The 14,537-nt window shown below is 72.7% G+C and carries 13 protein-coding genes and 1 pseudogene; 11 read left to right on the top strand and 3 right to left on the bottom strand.

The window, feature by feature from the left end; translation table 11 throughout:
• Positions 1 to 45: 45 nt before the first annotated feature.
• A complete protein-coding gene (locus ABGB16_RS14365; protein WP_347668529.1) occupies positions 46 to 1,155 on the bottom strand; it encodes an RNA-guided endonuclease TnpB family protein in 1,110 nt (369 codons plus the stop codon).
• 101 nt (positions 1,156 to 1,256) lie between these two features.
• On the opposite strand from ABGB16_RS14365, the gene ABGB16_RS14370 reads away from it, so the two are divergent.
• The 10 genes and pseudogenes from ABGB16_RS14370 to ABGB16_RS14415 all read left to right on the top strand — a co-directional run bounded on the left by ABGB16_RS14370 (position 1,257) and on the right by ABGB16_RS14415 (position 10,578).
• Positions 1,257 to 2,621 carry a hypothetical protein gene (locus ABGB16_RS14370; protein WP_347668530.1) on the top strand — a complete coding sequence of 455 codons (1,365 nt, stop codon included), beginning with the start codon at positions 1,257 to 1,259 and terminating at the stop codon, positions 2,619 to 2,621.
• A gap of 141 nt (positions 2,622 to 2,762) precedes the next feature.
• Positions 2,763 to 3,635: an SDR family NAD(P)-dependent oxidoreductase gene (locus ABGB16_RS14375; protein WP_347668531.1), complete on the top strand. Its 873-nt coding sequence runs from the start codon at positions 2,763 to 2,765 to the stop codon at positions 3,633 to 3,635.
• A 10-nt stretch (positions 3,636 to 3,645) separates the two neighbouring features.
• Complete coding sequence (locus ABGB16_RS14380) at positions 3,646 to 4,860, top strand: cytochrome P450 (RefSeq protein ID WP_347668532.1); 1,215 nt, start codon at positions 3,646 to 3,648, stop codon at positions 4,858 to 4,860.
• Between the two features lies 1 nt (position 4,861).
• Complete coding sequence (locus tag ABGB16_RS14385) at positions 4,862 to 5,308, top strand: nuclear transport factor 2 family protein (protein ID WP_347668533.1); 447 nt, start codon at positions 4,862 to 4,864, stop codon at positions 5,306 to 5,308.
• Between the two features lie 36 nt (positions 5,309 to 5,344).
• Positions 5,345 to 7,291: a B12-binding domain-containing radical SAM protein gene (locus ABGB16_RS14390; protein WP_347668534.1), complete on the top strand. Its 1,947-nt coding sequence runs from the start codon at positions 5,345 to 5,347 to the stop codon at positions 7,289 to 7,291.
• A 33-nt stretch (positions 7,292 to 7,324) separates the two neighbouring features.
• Entirely contained in the window at positions 7,325 to 8,164 is an 840-nt protein-coding gene (locus ABGB16_RS14395) for a DUF364 domain-containing protein (RefSeq protein ID WP_347668535.1), read from the top strand.
• Positions 8,165 to 8,381: 217 nt separating this feature from the next.
• A complete protein-coding gene (locus tag ABGB16_RS14400; RefSeq protein ID WP_347668536.1) occupies positions 8,382 to 8,786 on the top strand; it encodes a transposase in 405 nt (134 codons plus the stop codon).
• Positions 8,783 to 9,106, top strand: coding sequence for a hypothetical protein (locus tag ABGB16_RS14405; protein WP_347668537.1), 324 nt, complete (start codon positions 8,783 to 8,785; stop codon positions 9,104 to 9,106). The genes ABGB16_RS14400 and ABGB16_RS14405 overlap by 4 nt, the downstream gene beginning before the upstream one ends.
• A 130-nt stretch (positions 9,107 to 9,236) precedes the next feature.
• Positions 9,237 to 9,467: pseudogene (locus ABGB16_RS14410) on the top strand (GNAT family N-acetyltransferase); the annotation flags it as partial.
• Positions 9,468 to 9,666: 199 nt separating this feature from the next.
• Entirely contained in the window at positions 9,667 to 10,578 is a 912-nt protein-coding gene (locus tag ABGB16_RS14415; RefSeq protein WP_347668538.1) for a TIGR03619 family F420-dependent LLM class oxidoreductase, read from the top strand.
• Between the two features lie 43 nt (positions 10,579 to 10,621).
• On the opposite strand, the gene ABGB16_RS14420 is transcribed toward ABGB16_RS14415, so the two are convergent.
• Both ABGB16_RS14420 and ABGB16_RS14425 read right to left on the bottom strand, forming a co-directional pair.
• Complete coding sequence (locus ABGB16_RS14420; protein ID WP_347668539.1) at positions 10,622 to 11,056, bottom strand: TIGR03668 family PPOX class F420-dependent oxidoreductase; 435 nt, start codon at positions 11,054 to 11,056, stop codon at positions 10,622 to 10,624.
• 8 nt (positions 11,057 to 11,064) lie between these two features.
• On the bottom strand, positions 11,065 to 11,466 hold the full coding sequence (locus ABGB16_RS14425) for a DUF2267 domain-containing protein (RefSeq protein WP_347668540.1): 402 nt from the start codon (positions 11,464 to 11,466) through the stop codon (positions 11,065 to 11,067).
• A 158-nt stretch (positions 11,467 to 11,624) separates the two neighbouring features.
• Here ABGB16_RS14425 and ABGB16_RS14430 point away from each other — a divergent pair, with 158 nt between their 5' ends.
• Complete coding sequence (locus ABGB16_RS14430; RefSeq protein ID WP_347668580.1) at positions 11,625 to 14,501, top strand: transketolase; 2,877 nt, start codon at positions 11,625 to 11,627, stop codon at positions 14,499 to 14,501.
• Positions 14,502 to 14,537 lie beyond the last annotated feature (36 nt).

Genomic DNA, 14,537 nt, shown 5'->3' on the forward strand with positions numbered 1-14,537 from the left:
CCCGGAGGGATTCCGTTGAGGTCTTACACCAGCTCCACAGGCGTTTTACCTGTCCGCCAGCCCGGCGGCCAGAAGGTTCCTCGCTGCGTTGACGTCCCGGTCATGGGTCACACCGCACGGGCAATCCCAGGACCGAATGCGCAACGGCAGGGACTCGGTCAACCGCCCACAGTCGGAGCACAGCTTGGACGACGGGAACCAGCGGCCCACCGCCACCAGGGTGCGCCCGTACCAGGCGGCCTTGTACTCCAACATGCTCCGCAGCTCCGACCAGGCCGCATCGGAGATCGCCCGGGCCAACCGGTGGTTGCGCAGCATGTTGCGCACAGTCAGGTCCTCGATCACGACCGTTTGAGTCTCACGGACGAGTCGAGTCGACAGTTTGTGCAGGTGGTCCCGTCGCCGGTCGGCGATCCGGGCGTAAATCCGGGCCACCCTCACGCGGGCTTTGGCCCGGTTGGCCGAGCCTTTCTCCTTGCGGGCCAGGTCCCGCTGGGCTTTGGCCAGCTTCCGCCGGTCGGCCCGCTCGTGGCGGGGGTTGGTGACCTTCTCCCCGGTGGACAATGTCACCAGGCTGGTCAGCCCCGCGTCGACGCCGACCGCCGTGTCCACCGGTGGAAGCGGTTGAACGGTCGGGTCCTCGACGAGCAGGGACACGAACCAGCGGCCGGCCGCGTCGCGAGACACGGTGACGGTGGACGGTATGGCACCGTCGGGCAGCGGACGCGACCACGCGATGTCCAGCGAGGCGTCCATCTTCGCGAGAGTCAGTTTCCCGTCCCGCCAGCGGAACGCCGACCGGGTGTACTCGGCGGTGGCCCGGGACTTCCTCTTGGACTTGAACCGGGGGTATCGGGCGCGCTTGGCGTGAAACGCCGCGTAGGCGGCCTGCAGATGCCGCAACGCTTGCTGCAGTGGAACGCTGGACACCTCGTTGAGGAACGCCAAATTCTCCGTGCGTTTCCATTCGGTCAGGGCCGCTGACGATTCTGCGTAGCTGATCGTACGGCGTTCCGTGGCGTATGCGCGGGTCCGCATCTCGAGGGCTTTGTTGTAGACCAGGCGCACGCACCCGAAGGTGCGGTTGAGTTGTTCGGCCTGCTCAACGGTGGGATAGAAGCGGTACTTGTATGCCCGCTTCACCGCCCCACCCATATTTCACATGCTACCAGTCCATTGTGTTCCACGATTATTGAGGGGAGGGAGCGGCGTTTCCTCCTGGCCCTGAACGGCCGGGTTTCCACGCCGCAACTCTGATGACGTCCAGCACCGGCATCCGTACCCTCGACCGCCCGCTCAGCCCCGTCGAGAAGTGGTACTGGATCTGCGACCAGCTCTCCCCGCTCAACGTGGTCGCCCGGGGCCGGGTGGACGGCGACCTGCCGGTCCGGCTGCTCCGGGAGGCGCTGGACCTGCTCCAGTCCCGGCACCCGCTGCTGCGGGTGGCGGTCGCCGACGCCGACGAGCGCGAGCCCCGCCTGGTGCCCACCGGCGCGCACATCCCGCTGCGCCAGGTCGTGGCCGCCGCCGACGACGACGAGGAACGCTGGGTACGCGAGCTGAACGACCACGAGCTGGTCGAGCACATCGACTGGCGGACCGGGCCGCTGGCCCGCGCGGTGGTGGTCACCCACCCCGGCGACGACGGCGAGCCGGCCCGGCACGACCTGCTCCTGGGGCTGGTCCACTCGATCGCCGACGGCACCACCGTCCTCGCCCTGGCCCGCCAGTGGCTGGAGCTGGCGGCGGCGCTGCGCGGCGAGCCGGCGGCGACGGGGCGCGGCGCGGAGCGGATCCTGCCGCCGCCGGACGAGCTGCTCCCGGAGACCCACCGGGGCGAGGCGGGGGCCCGGCTGCTGACCGAGAAGCAGGAACGCGACCAGGCGGAGTTCGAGCGGTGCCGGCCGGCCCGGATCGAGCCGGAGCAGCCGGTCCCGTTCGAGCGGCGGCGCACCGCCCTGCTGCACCGCGAACTCACCCCCGCCCAGCTCGACGCCGTGGTGGCGGCGGCCGCCCGGGCCGGCGCGACGGTGCACGGCGCGCTGGCCGCCGCGATCGTCGCCGCGGTGGCCCGGGACACCCCGGGCGGCACGGACCACGTCGCGATCGGCTCCCCGATCACCTTCCGCGGCGACCTGGCGCCGCCGGTCGGCGAGCACGAGGTCGGCACGTACGTCGCCACCGTCGGGTCCGTGGTGCGGACCGCGCCGTTCTGGGAGATGGCCCGGCAGGTCAGCGCGGACGTGGCCGCGCGCCGGGCGCGGGGCGAGCACCTGAGCATGGTGAACCTGCTGCTCGGCGGCGGCGGGCCGCAGACCCGGGCCGAGTGGCGGGAGTTCCTGGAGTTCATGGAGGCGAACGGGCCGATCAACCTCTGCCTGTCCAACCTCGGCCGCCTCGACTTCCCCGACCGGATCGGGCCGTGGCGGGTCGCCGAACCCCAGTTCGTCACCGGCCTGTCCGTCAACGGGTACTTCGTCGCCACGGCCAGCACCAGCCACGGACGGCTGTTCTGGAACTTCACCTACATCACCGACGCCGTCTCGCACGAGCGGGCGCGCCGGCTGGCCGACGGGGCGCTGGACGCCCTGCTGGCCGCCCTCGACGAGCCCACGTCCTGACCTCGCCGCCCCCGGCGGGCCGCCCCGGATCGGGGCGGCCCGGCCCCGGGCTGCCCGCCGCACCTCCCTCCCCTCGACACGAAAGGCAGCACCGTGACAAGAAAAGCTCCACCTCCGGGGCCGACCGACCGCTGGGTGGTCGTGACCGGGTCCTCCTCCGGCCTCGGCCGCGCCTGCGCCCTGGACCTCGCCCAGCAGGGCTTCCGGGTCCTCGCCGGGGTGCGCAGCGGCGCCGACGGCGAGGCGCTGCGTCAGGCCGCCCCCGGCGGCGCGGTCCACCCGCTGATCCTCGACGTCACCGACGACGAGACCGTCGCCACCGCCGCGGCGCAGGCGGCGGACCTGGTCGGCCCGACCGGGCTCTGGGGCCTGGTCAACAACGCCGGCGTCGTCGTCTCCGCCCCGCTGGAGTGCGTGCCCCTCGACGAGTTGCGCCGGCAGTTGGACATCAACGTCGTCGGCCAGGTCCGGGTGATCCAGGCGTTCCTGCCGCTGCTGCGGCGGGCCCGGGGCCGGATCGTCAACGTCACCTCCGGCCTGGGCTCGCTCGCGCTGCCCTACATGGGCCCGTACGCGGCGTCGCAGTTCGCCAAGGAGGCGGTCAGCGACGCCCTCCGTCGGGAGCTGCGCCCCTTCGGGGTCTCGGTCAGCATCGTGCAGCCCGGCGCGATCTGGACCCCGATCTGGGACAAGACCCGCGAGGGGGCGCTGGGCAACCTCGACCGGGCCGACCGTGGGGTGGCCGACCTGTACCGGACCACCTTCGTGAACTTCCTCGGCGGCAACGAGGCCCTCGCCCGGGCCAGCAGGACGACCACCGGCGACTTCGCCGCCGCCGTCCGGGAGGCGCTGACCGCCGCCCGCCCGAAGACCCGCTACCCGATCGGGGCCGACGTCAAGAAGGCGCGGCTGATGCTGCGCCTGCTGCCCACCTCGGCGTTCGACAAGCAGCTCGCGCCGATCGTGACACCCCCGGCCGCGACCGCCGGCGAGCCCGTCGCCACCACCAGGTGAGGAGCACACCGTGACCGACCACACCAGCAACAAGCTCGTCCTCGGCGAGGAGCTGATCTCACCGCTGCACCCGCTCTACGACGGGCTGCGCATCGAGGGGCCCGCCCGCCCGGCGTACCGGTCGCCGGACCACCCGGTCTGGGTGGTGACCAAATACCAGGACGCCAGGACCGTGCTCGCCAGCCCGCACGTGCGCCGCAGTCCGGGGGAGGCCGGGCGGCTCTTCGCCCGGACGATGGGGTACGAGCGGCCGGCCATCGGCGGCGCCCTGCTCGGGCACATGCTCAACGCCGACCCGCCGGACCACACCCGGCTGCGGGCGTTGATCGCCAAGGCGTTCACGATGCGCCGGGTCGAGCGGCTGCGCCCGGTGGTCGAGCGGATCACCGACCAGCTCCTCGACCAGATCGCCGACCAGGACCAGGTCGACCTGATGGCCGCCTTCTGCTTCCCGCTGCCCCTCATGATCATCTTCGAGCTGATCGGGGTGCCCGCCGAGGACCGGGAGAAGTTCCGGGAGTGGGGCGAGCGGCAGGGCACCCCGCTCACCTGGGCCGAGGCCGAGGAGCTGACCGGGGAGCTGACCGCGTACCTCGAACAGCTCATCGCCCACAAGCGGGCCCACCCCGCCGACGACCTGCTCACCGGGCTCATCCAGGCACGGGACAACGACGACAAGCTCAGCGACCCCGAACTCGTCGGCATGACCTATTTGATGATCATGGCCGGGTTCGAGACCACCATGAACCTGCTCGGCAACGGCCTGCTCACCCTGCTGCGCCACCCCGACCAGCTCGCCGAGGTCCGCGCCAACCCGGAGCTGCTGCCGCAGGCCCTGGAGGCGTACCTGCGCTACGACGGCCCGGTCGTGGCCTGCATGCTGCGCTTCACCACCGGCCCGGTCGAGCTGCGCGACGTCACCATCCCGGCCGACTCCTTCGTCCTGGTCAACCTCACCCTCGCCAACCGCGACCCGGAACGCTACGCCGACCCGGACACCTTCGACATCCACCGCCAGATCGAGGGGCACCTCGCGTTCGGCCACGGCGTGCACTACTGCATCGGCGCGCCGCTGGCCCGCATGGAGGGCCAGGTCGGCATCGCCCGCCTCCTCGAACGCTTCCCGCACCTCTGCCTCGCCGTGCCGCCGGAGGACCTCCGCTGGCTCGACACCACGTTCCTGCGCGCCCTCACCAGCCTGCCCGTCCACCTCAAGGGAGCCTGACTTGACCGACACGCCTATCGCCCGTACCCCCGCCGAGCAGGCCCTCCTGCGCAACCTCGACCTGCTGGTCGACGGCAAGATCTCCGACTGGGTGAACCTCTTCACCCCCGACGGGGTCCTGGAGTTCCCGTACGCCCCGCCCGGCTGGCCGGACCGGTTCCAGGGCCACGCGGCGATCCACGACCACATGCGCAAGTTCCCCGAGCACCTGTCGGTGACCTTCCACAACATCCGGTTCCACCCCGTCAGCGACCCGGAGCTGGTCATCGCCGAGTTCGACGGCGAGGGGACCGTGCTCAGCTCCGGGCGCGCCTTCCGGCAGACCTACATCTCCGTGATCTGGACGCAGGACGGGCGGATCACCCGGTACCGCGACTTCTGGAACCCCGTCCAGCTGATGGAGGCCCTGGGCGGCGCCGAGGCGGCGACCCGCGCCGTACAGAGCTGACCCCCGCCCCGACCGGCAGCCACGAAAGGCCTCCCCATGCCGTCGCGTCCCACCGTTGTCCACCACCACTTCGCGAACCCGCCCGCCGCGGCCGCGGCCGACCAGCAGCGGCTGCTGGCCCGGCGCACCACCCGGGGCGCCCGGCTGCGCGCCGGCGAGCCGGGTGACGGGCCGCTGCCGCACTGGGCGGCCCGTCGCTTCCCCGTGCTGGCCGCGCTCGCCCCGGTGATGACCTCCACGGAGGGGGAGATCACCTACCCGGGCGACCCGATGTGCCTCTACACGGCGCTCAGCGTCACCGTCGACGAGGCGCTCACCTCCGCCGCCCGGGGCCCCCGGCCGGACGCGCCGTTTCCGGACCTCTGCCCCGACTGGGGGCGCAGGCCCGACACCGCGTACCGGCTGGGCGCCGAGCACGGACCGCGCCCGTGGCGGCCGGACGACCCCAACACCGACACCACCGTCTTCGACCCCCGCGTCTGGGACGACCGGGCGCGGGCGGAACTACAGGCGGAGGTCCGCCGCCGGCAGCCCCGCGTCTTCCTGGTCAGCACCGTCTCCCCCGGTCACCGGTACGCCCTGGAGATGGCGCGGATCGTCAAGCGGGAGGTCCCCTCCTGCCTGGTCGTCTTCGGCGGCCGGCACATCGACGAGACGATCCGGTACGTCCCGCAGGGCGACAGGCTGGCCCTGGAGTACAGCAGCACGGTGCGGGCGATCGACGACGGCCGCTGCGACCCGGTGGTGGACCTGCTCGTCGCCGGGGACGGCTACTTCGCGCTGGCCCTGCTCATGCGGGCGATCGCCCAGGCGATGGACCTCGACGACCGGTCGGTGGGCGTGCCCGAGGTGGTGGCGATGCTCGACCTGCTCGGCTCCGCCGGCGAGCGGGTCCCCAGCACCTCGCTGATCTGCGCGCTCACCGAGGAGGCGGTGCACGCCTTCCCGATCAGCGGGCCCCGCTACGACCTGGGGGAGCTGCCCTCGCCGTACCAGGGCTTCGCCATCCGGGCCCGGTTCCCGATCTTCCCCCGCCCGGACGGCACCCCGTCCCGGACCGCGCACATGATGGTCTCCAACGCCTGCCCGTACCACTGCTCGTTCTGCTCGGAGGCGGCCACCCTCTCCGGCGGCCTGCGCCGCTTCGGCCGCGACCCGGCCGCCGCCGCGCTCGAACGGGTCTGCGAGTACGTCAGCTACGGCGCGGAGGCGGTCTTCTTCGACGACTCGATCTTCTGGAGCGGCAACTTCCCCAACATCCGCGCGTTCTGCACCGCCCTGACCCAGGCACGGTCGGCCGAGCGGATCGAGGACCTGCCGCAGCGGTGCCGGCACTGGATCACCACCGACGACGCGCTCGCCCGCCTGCGGCAACTGCAGTTCGGCTGCCAGGTCACCGCCGACCTGATGACGACCCTGCACAAGGAGTCCGACGTCCAGGAGATCCTGACGCTCATGCGCGAGGCCGGCTGCACGTACGTCTACATGGGCATCGAGAGCCTCTCGGCGCAGGTCATGGACAACGTGCACAAGAACGTCCGGCGGGTCGAGGGCTTCGGCTGGGAGAACAAGGTCCGCACCGCCCTGGAGCGCATCCGCGACGCCGGCATCCCCGTCGGCAGCTCCGTCCTGTTCGGGCTGCACGGTGAGGACCAGGCCAGCATCGCCGAGACCATCGAGGGGGTGGGGCGGCTCATCGACGACGGGCTGCTCGTGCTGGCCAGCCCCAACATCCTCACCTACCATCCGGCGACCGCCATCACCCGGATGCACGGCGTCGCCGACCAACTCGACTACCACTCCCCGAAGGTGGAGAACCGCCCGCCGTACACCTTCTTCGAGGAGGCGTTCCCCGGCGTCGTCTCCCGGCAGCTCGACGAAGCCGACATCTGGCACATCCACCAGATGACGGAGAAGAGATGGGGATCGCAGCGCAACTCGGCAGCCGCCGACGAGATGTACGCCGCTCCGACCGGAGCCTAGGAAGAACCGGACCTGCCGAGAAAGGAACCCCTCGTGGACTCCATCCTGGACGACCTGCGGGCCATCGTCGCCGAACGGGGACGATCCGTGCCCGACGAGGACTTCGCCATCCGCAGCCTCTGGCGCGTCGACCACCGCTCCCAGCCGACCGTGTACGAGCGGTTCATGGTCTACAGCTTCGTCATGGCGCAGACCGTCCGCCAGGGCTGCTCGTACGCGGACTTCGGCTCGGTGCGGATCGGCCCCTGGACCGACGCGCTGATCGGTCAGGACGCCCGGGAGGTGCGTGGCCTCAGCGTCGAGGAGGACATCGCCATCCTGGACGCGGCCTTCGGCGCGCTGCCGCGGCGGCCGGCCGAGACGCACGTCATCGACGGCCGGCCCGAGCAGAAGGCGCTGCGCCGGGCCGAGCTGATCGTGGGGGAGACGATGCGGCTGCTCGCCCACGGCGGCCGGCGGGTCGCGCAGATCGGGGTGATGGGCAACCTCATCCACCACCTGCGCGGCGAGGACGTCGATTTGACCGCCAGCGACTTCGACCCCGACCTGATCGCCAACGGCATCCTGGGCGTGTCCGTGGTCTCCGGCGACGAGAGCCCCCGGCTCGTCGCCGAGAGCGACGTCGCCCTCGTCTGCGGCGAGACCCTGGCCAGCCAGACCCTCGGCGAGCTGGTCTCCGTGGCGCGCGAGCACGGGACGAAGCTGGTCGTCTTCGCGGTGACCGGCTGCCACTTCGCCGAGGAGTACTGCCGGACCTTCGGCATCGACACGGTGATCAGCGAGCCGCAGCCACAGTACCTCTTCCAGGGCCCGTCGACCCTGGAGATCTACCGATTTGAGGCGAGAGGGCTGCCGTCTTCAGGCGGCAGGTGAATCGCTGCCCTGATGCTGCTCTGTTAGTTACGTGCCGTGCGTATACTGCGGCTGGAACGCAAGGCCGCCCGGCAGAAGCGGGCCCGCAATCCGTTCGAGCGTACGTCGAACCGTCTGCACCGCACCTACGACCAGATCGCAGGGTTACGCGCGAGAGCCAAGCGCCGCCGCTACGACTGGCAGCACAAAACCACCACGACTATCGCCGAGAGGCATCGTGGCGGTGGAAGAACTGCGGGTGAAAAACATGACCCGCTCTGCGAGAGGCACCATCGCCGAGCCGGGCCGCAACGTGCGGCAGAAGGCCGGGCTGAACCGGGTCATGCTCGACGAGGCCCACGCACGCACCGTTGAACTGCTGGCGTACAAGCTGGCCGAGCGGGGCGGGCAACTGCTGAAAGTGCCAGCAGCGTACACGTCGCAAACGTGCTCAACCTGCGGGCACCGTGACCCCCGCTCCCGTAACGGCGTCGCGTTCACCTGTACTTCGTGCAGGCACCTCGACCACGCCGATACCAACGCGGCCCTGAACATTCTCAACGCGGCCGGGCTTGGTCGTGTACGGACGTGGAGCCCGGCACCTGTGGGCTGCGAAGCGTCAACCACCCGGCGTGCCGCATGAGCGCCGCCAGGAATCTGCCCTCTTCAGGGGGCAGAGGAAGTCAACTGCTCGGGCTCGTCGGCTTCCAGCTACGCGTCCTCGGCACGCTGCTCTGGACCCGACTGATCACCATCGTGCTCGTGCTGGGGCTGACCCCCCTCGCCGTCCGCCTGCCGGCCCTGGCCTCCGTGGCCACCCTCGCCGCGGTCTGCCTGGCGCTCCTGTTCACCGAACTCGTCGTCCTGCGGCAGTCCCGGCACACGCTGCACGACGCCGTCAGGCGGGAGCGGGCCGCCCACGAGGCCCGCGAGACCGAGTGGAGACGCGAGCCGTACCGGTGACCGCTCTGTCGCGCGCGCCAGGCACACCAGCCGGCAGATTGTCCGGGGCAGACGTTAGCGTGCCCGCCATGGGAAGTGACAGCGACGCCGTCCCGGGCGAACCGCCGACGACCGGAACCGAGTTGACCACGTGGCGTACCTCGGGGCGGAGCCGGTCGGCTGGGTCGCGGTGGAGCCGCGGACGGCGTACCCCCGACTGCTGGGGAGCCGGACCGTGTGGAGCGGACGCCAGGAGGACAGGGCGGACGACGGAGTCTGGGCGGTGACCTGCTTCGTGACGCGCAAGGGTTACCGCGGGCGGGGGATCACCTACGCGCTGGCCGCCGCCACCGTCGGCTACGCGCGGGAGCGCGGCGCCCGGGCGCTGGAGGCGTACCAGATGCTCGCCCCGCCGGGCAAGGAGATCACCTGGGGCGAGCTGCCCGTCGGCGCCCGTCAGGTCTTCGCCGACGCCGGCTTCACCGAGGTGAGCCACCCCAGTCCGCCCCGCCCGGCGCGGCGCCGGCGCGAACTGGGCCGACGCCGCGCCGACACCCGGGCGAACTGGGTACGGTGCCGGTGTGGAGGTTGGATTCGCCCCGCCCGTGTCCGGCTCGTGGGCCACACCGGAGAACATGGTGCACGTCGCCCGCCGGGCCGAGCAGCTCGGATACCACTCGCTGTGGACGTTCCAGCGGCTGCTGGTGCCCGCCGACCTCGGCTGGAGCGAGACGTACCACAGCGTGCAGGACCCACTGACCACGCTGGCGTTCCTCGCGGCCCACACCGGGCGGATCCGGCTCGGCGTGGCGGTGCTCGACATGCCGTTCCTGTCCCCGGTGGTGCTGGCCAAGCAGGCCGCGACGCTGGACGTCCTCGCCGGCGGGCGGCTCGACGTCGGGCTCGGCCTGGGCTGGGCCGAGGAGGAGTACCAGGCCACGGGCGTGAGCCGGCAGGGGCGGGGCCGGCGGGCCGAGGAGTTCCTGGCCGTGCTGCGCGCCCTGTGGCGGGACGAGGTCACGGAGCACCGAGGGGAGTTCTACCAGGTTCCGCCGACGCGGATGCAGCCGAAGCCGGTGCAGCGTCCGCACCCGCCGATCCTGCTCGGCGGGCATGCGCCCGAGGCGCTGCGCCGGGCGGGTCGGCTCGCCGACGGCTGGGTCAGCGGCAGCCAGGCCGACCTGCGGGGCATCGGGGCGGCGGTCGCGACGGTCCGGGCCGTCGCCGCGGAGGCGGGCCGGGACCCGGACGCCCTGCGCTTCGTCTGCCGCGGCGCCGTCCGGGTACGCCCGGCGGGCCCGGCCGACCGCGAGCCGTTGACCGGCACGCTGGAGCAGATCCGGTCGGACCTCGGCAGGCTGGCCGAGGCCGGGATCACCGAGCTGTTCGTCGACCTGAACTTCGACCCGGAGATCGGCTCGCCCCGGGCGGACCCGTACGGGTCGCTGCGCCGGGCCGACGAGGTGCTCGACGCCCTCGCCCCGAACGGCTGACCCGGCACGCGCCGGACGGAACCGCCGCCAGCGGCCGGCGCGGTCAGCCCGGCGGGCCGAGCGTGCCCTCGGCGGCCGACCACGCCGACCAGCGGGTCACCGCGACCGCGACGACCGGCCCGTCCGGCGGCCGGTTAACGTACTGCGGGTACTTGGCGACCAACGCCGCGCGGGCCGCGTCCTCCTCCGCCGGGTCGTCCACGATCCGGCCGTGCCCGTCGAGCCGGACCCACCACAGCTTCGACCAGTCCTCGTCGTAGCAGTCGACGAGCAGGCACGCTCGCCCCGTCGCCCGGATGTTCTCCAGCCGGCGCAGCCGGCGGTGGCGCTTGGGCTTGTGGTCCACGGTGTGGTAGGCGACGTCGCCGAGCAGGGCGAAGCACACCGCCACCAGGTGGGGGCAGCCGTCGGCCCCGACGGTGGCCAGCCGGGCTACCCGGGCCGAGGCGACCCGGTCCCGCGTCGCGTCGCCGGTCACGACCGTTGCTAACCGCTGCTGCGCTCCACGTACGGCGCGCTCGGGTTGACGAGGTCCCAGAGTTTCGACGGCAGTTGGGCGACCGCGTCGGAGTACTGGCCCGGGGTGACGGCCTCGCGGAGGGTGTCGAACACCGCGCGCACGCCGGCCTCCGCCAGTGGCACGTCGACGCCGGCGCGCCCGCTGACCCGTTCCACGAACACGTCGCGCCCGAACTTCTCGGCGGTCTCGGTGGCCGCGAACGCGTAGCCCCGCAGGTCCTCGGGCAGCTGGTCGGCGAGGTCGCGGGCCTCGCCGCCGTCGATGCGTTCCGCCAGGGTCGTCAGGGTGGCCCGGGTGATGTCCGCCGCCTGCTCCGCCGACGTCCGTGCCCGCTTCGCCACCGAGCCGATGAAGTCCTCGCTGTTCACCTGTGGGGCCTCCTCGTCGGGCTGGGTGCGCACGTCTACCCGGGCCCCGCCGCCCCAAACGGCGACGCCCGCACCCCCATGGCCGGCAAATCGGTGGTTACGGGACAGGGCAGGGGTTTCCCTCGCTACGGTGGGTGCCGGAGGCGATGCCGGTGACGATGGAAGCAGAGCGGACCCTGGGCGAGGAGCAACTCGGCCAGCTCCGCGAACTCGCCGCCCAGCTCCGGGTGGACGCGATCCGGTGCAGCACCCGGGCCGGCTCCGGGCATCCGACCTCCAGCCTGTCCGCCGCCGACCTGCTCGCGGTGCTGATCTCCCGGCACCTGCGCTACGACTGGGCGGACGCCTGCCACCGGGGCAACGACCACCTCGTCTTCTCCAAGGGCCACGCCTCGCCGCTGCTGTACTCGGTCTTCAAGGCGGTGGGCGCGATCACCGACCAGGAGTTGGTCGACACGTACCGGCAGTTCGGCTCGCGCCTGCAGGGACATCCCACGCCGGCGCTGCCCTGGGTCGACGTCGCCACCGGGTCGCTCGGCCAGGGCCTGCCGGTCGGCGTCGGGATCGCGCTGGCCGGCCAGTACCTCGACCGCCTGCCGTTCCACGTGTGGGTGCTGTGCGGCGACAGCGAGACGGCCGAGGGCTCCATCTGGGAGGCGCTGGACAAGGCCGGGCACTACGGGCTGCGCAACCTCACGGCGATCGTCGACGTGAACCGGTTCGGGCAGCGGGGGCCGACCGAGCTGGAGTGGGACCTGGACACCTACCGACGGCGGGTCGAGGCGTTCGGCTGCGAGGCGATCGTGATCGACGGGCACGACCTCGCCGCGATCGACGACGCGTTCGCCCGCGCCCGCCGAGCGACGGGTCCGACGGTGGTGCTGGCCCGGACCGTCAAGGGCAAGGGGGTGCCCGAGGTCGAGAACAAGCCGGGCTGGCACGGCAAGCCGTTCAAGCCCGACGCGGCCGAGCGGGCCGTGGCGGCCCTCGGCGGGGTGCGCCGGATCCGCGTCGACGGGCCCCGACCCGAACCCGTCCCGCCCGCACCCGCCCGGCCGGCGGGCCAACGGCCCGAACTGCCCCGGTACGACAGGGGAGCGAAGGTGGCCACCCGCAACGCGTACGGCGACGCGCTGCGCGCGCTGGGCGTACGCCCGGACGTGGTGGCCCTCGACGGCGAGGTCAGCGACTCCACCCGCGCCGACCGGTTCGCCGAAGCCCACGCCGACCGGTACTTCGAGATGTTCATCTCCGAGCAGCAGTTGGTCGCCGCGGCGGTCGGGCTGCAGGTGCGCGGCTACCGGCCGTTCGCCTCGACGTTCGCCGCGTTCCTCTCCCGCGCCTACGACTTCGTCCGGATGGCCGGCGTCTCCGGGGCCGACATCGCCCTGTCCGGGTCGCACGCCGGGGTGGAGATCGGTGCGGACGGGCCCTCGCAGATGGGACTGGAGGACCTGGCCGCCATGCGCGCCGTCCAGGGATCGACGGTCCTCTACCCCAGCGACGCGGTGTCCTGCGCCGCGCTGGTCGCCGAGATGGTCGACCGGAAGGGCGTCAACTACCTGCGCACGACCCGGGGCGGGCACCCCGTGCTCTACGACAACGACGAGGCATTCCCGGTGGGGGGCAGCAAGCTGCTGCGCGGCGGGTCCGACGACCGGGTGGCGCTGATCGGCGCCGGGGTGACCGTGCACAACTGCCTCGCCGCGGCCGAGGAGCTGGCCGGGGAGGGGATCGCCGCCCGGGTCATCGACGCGTACTCGGTCAAGCCCCTGGACGCCGACCGGGTGCTCGCCGCCGTCCGCGACACCGGCGGCCGGCTGGTGATCGTCGAGGACCACTACCCGGAGGGTGGGCTGGGGTCGGCCGTACTCGAATCGCTGGCCGACCTCGGTGAGCCGGTCCGGGTGAAACACCTGGCGGTACGCGGGCTGCCGACCTCGGGGACGCCCACCCAGCTGATGGACCAGGCCGGGATCGGGGTGGGCGTCCCCGATCGTCGCGGCGGCCCGCGCCCTCACCTGACGTCGGGCCGGGTTCGGCCGGGGCCGGGCCCTGGCGCGCGGCTTTCGGAGGAACCGCGCGCGTGGGGGCGCGAGCCCGCCGGGATGCGCGGCCCGCCTACGATGCGGGGCGTGGCGGACTTCGATGCGCCGGTCGTGTCCCGGGCGTGGCGGCAGCAGGGTCTCTGGTCGCAGGCGGCTCAGGCCGCGAAGCAGCGGATCACCCGGGCGCGCCGGGGCGTCGCCGCGCTCACCGTCGTCGCGGCCGTCGCCGGCACGGTGGCGGCGCGGCTCGCCGGTGCCGCCCCGGCCGCCGGCCGGGCGCTGGCGATCGTCGCGGCCGCCGCGCTGCTGCTGGTGCCGCTGCTGGCGCGGTCGGCCTCGCCCGCCGCCGTCCGCGGGTGGACCAGGCTCCGATCCGCCTCCGAGGCGCTGAAGGCCGAGGTGTACCGGTACCTCGCGGGCACGGCACCGTTCGCCGGGGCGGACCGGGACGCCGTCCTGCTGCGCCGGTTCGACCGGCTCATGGACGACGCCGGCGACCTGGTCGGGCACACGCTCGACCTCCCGCCGGTCCAGCGGCCCCTGCCGCCGGTCTCGGACGTGCCGACCTACCTCGCCGAGCGGGTGCGGCGCCAGGTCGACGACTACCTCCTCCCGGCGGCCCGGCGGGCGGGCCGGGCGGCGGCGCGGATCGGGTACGCGGCGACGGTCCTGACGATCGTCGCGGCCCTGCTCTCGGCGACCGTCGGCGTGCTCGGTGACGGTCTCGGCCTGAGCGCGTGGGTGGGCGTGGCGGCGGCCGTGACCACGGCGCTGACGGGCTACGGCGCCGCCCAGCGGTACGAGCAGCAGCAGATCGAGTACGCCCGCGCGGCCGACCAGCTGACCCGGCTGTGCCTCGCCCGGGAGGCGGGACAGGGGTGGGGCGACAACGACGCGTTCGTGGCCGAGGCCGAGCAGATCATCGCACTGTCCAACGAGGGCTGGATGGCGAGGATGATTGAGGAGGATGGCGCGGCGCTACCGTGACATCACCCATCGCACCATATAGGATCGTCGATAACC

It is taken from the genome of Micromonospora sp. B11E3 (genome assembly GCF_039871625.1).
GTDB lineage: Bacteria > Actinomycetota > Actinomycetes > Mycobacteriales > Micromonosporaceae > Micromonospora.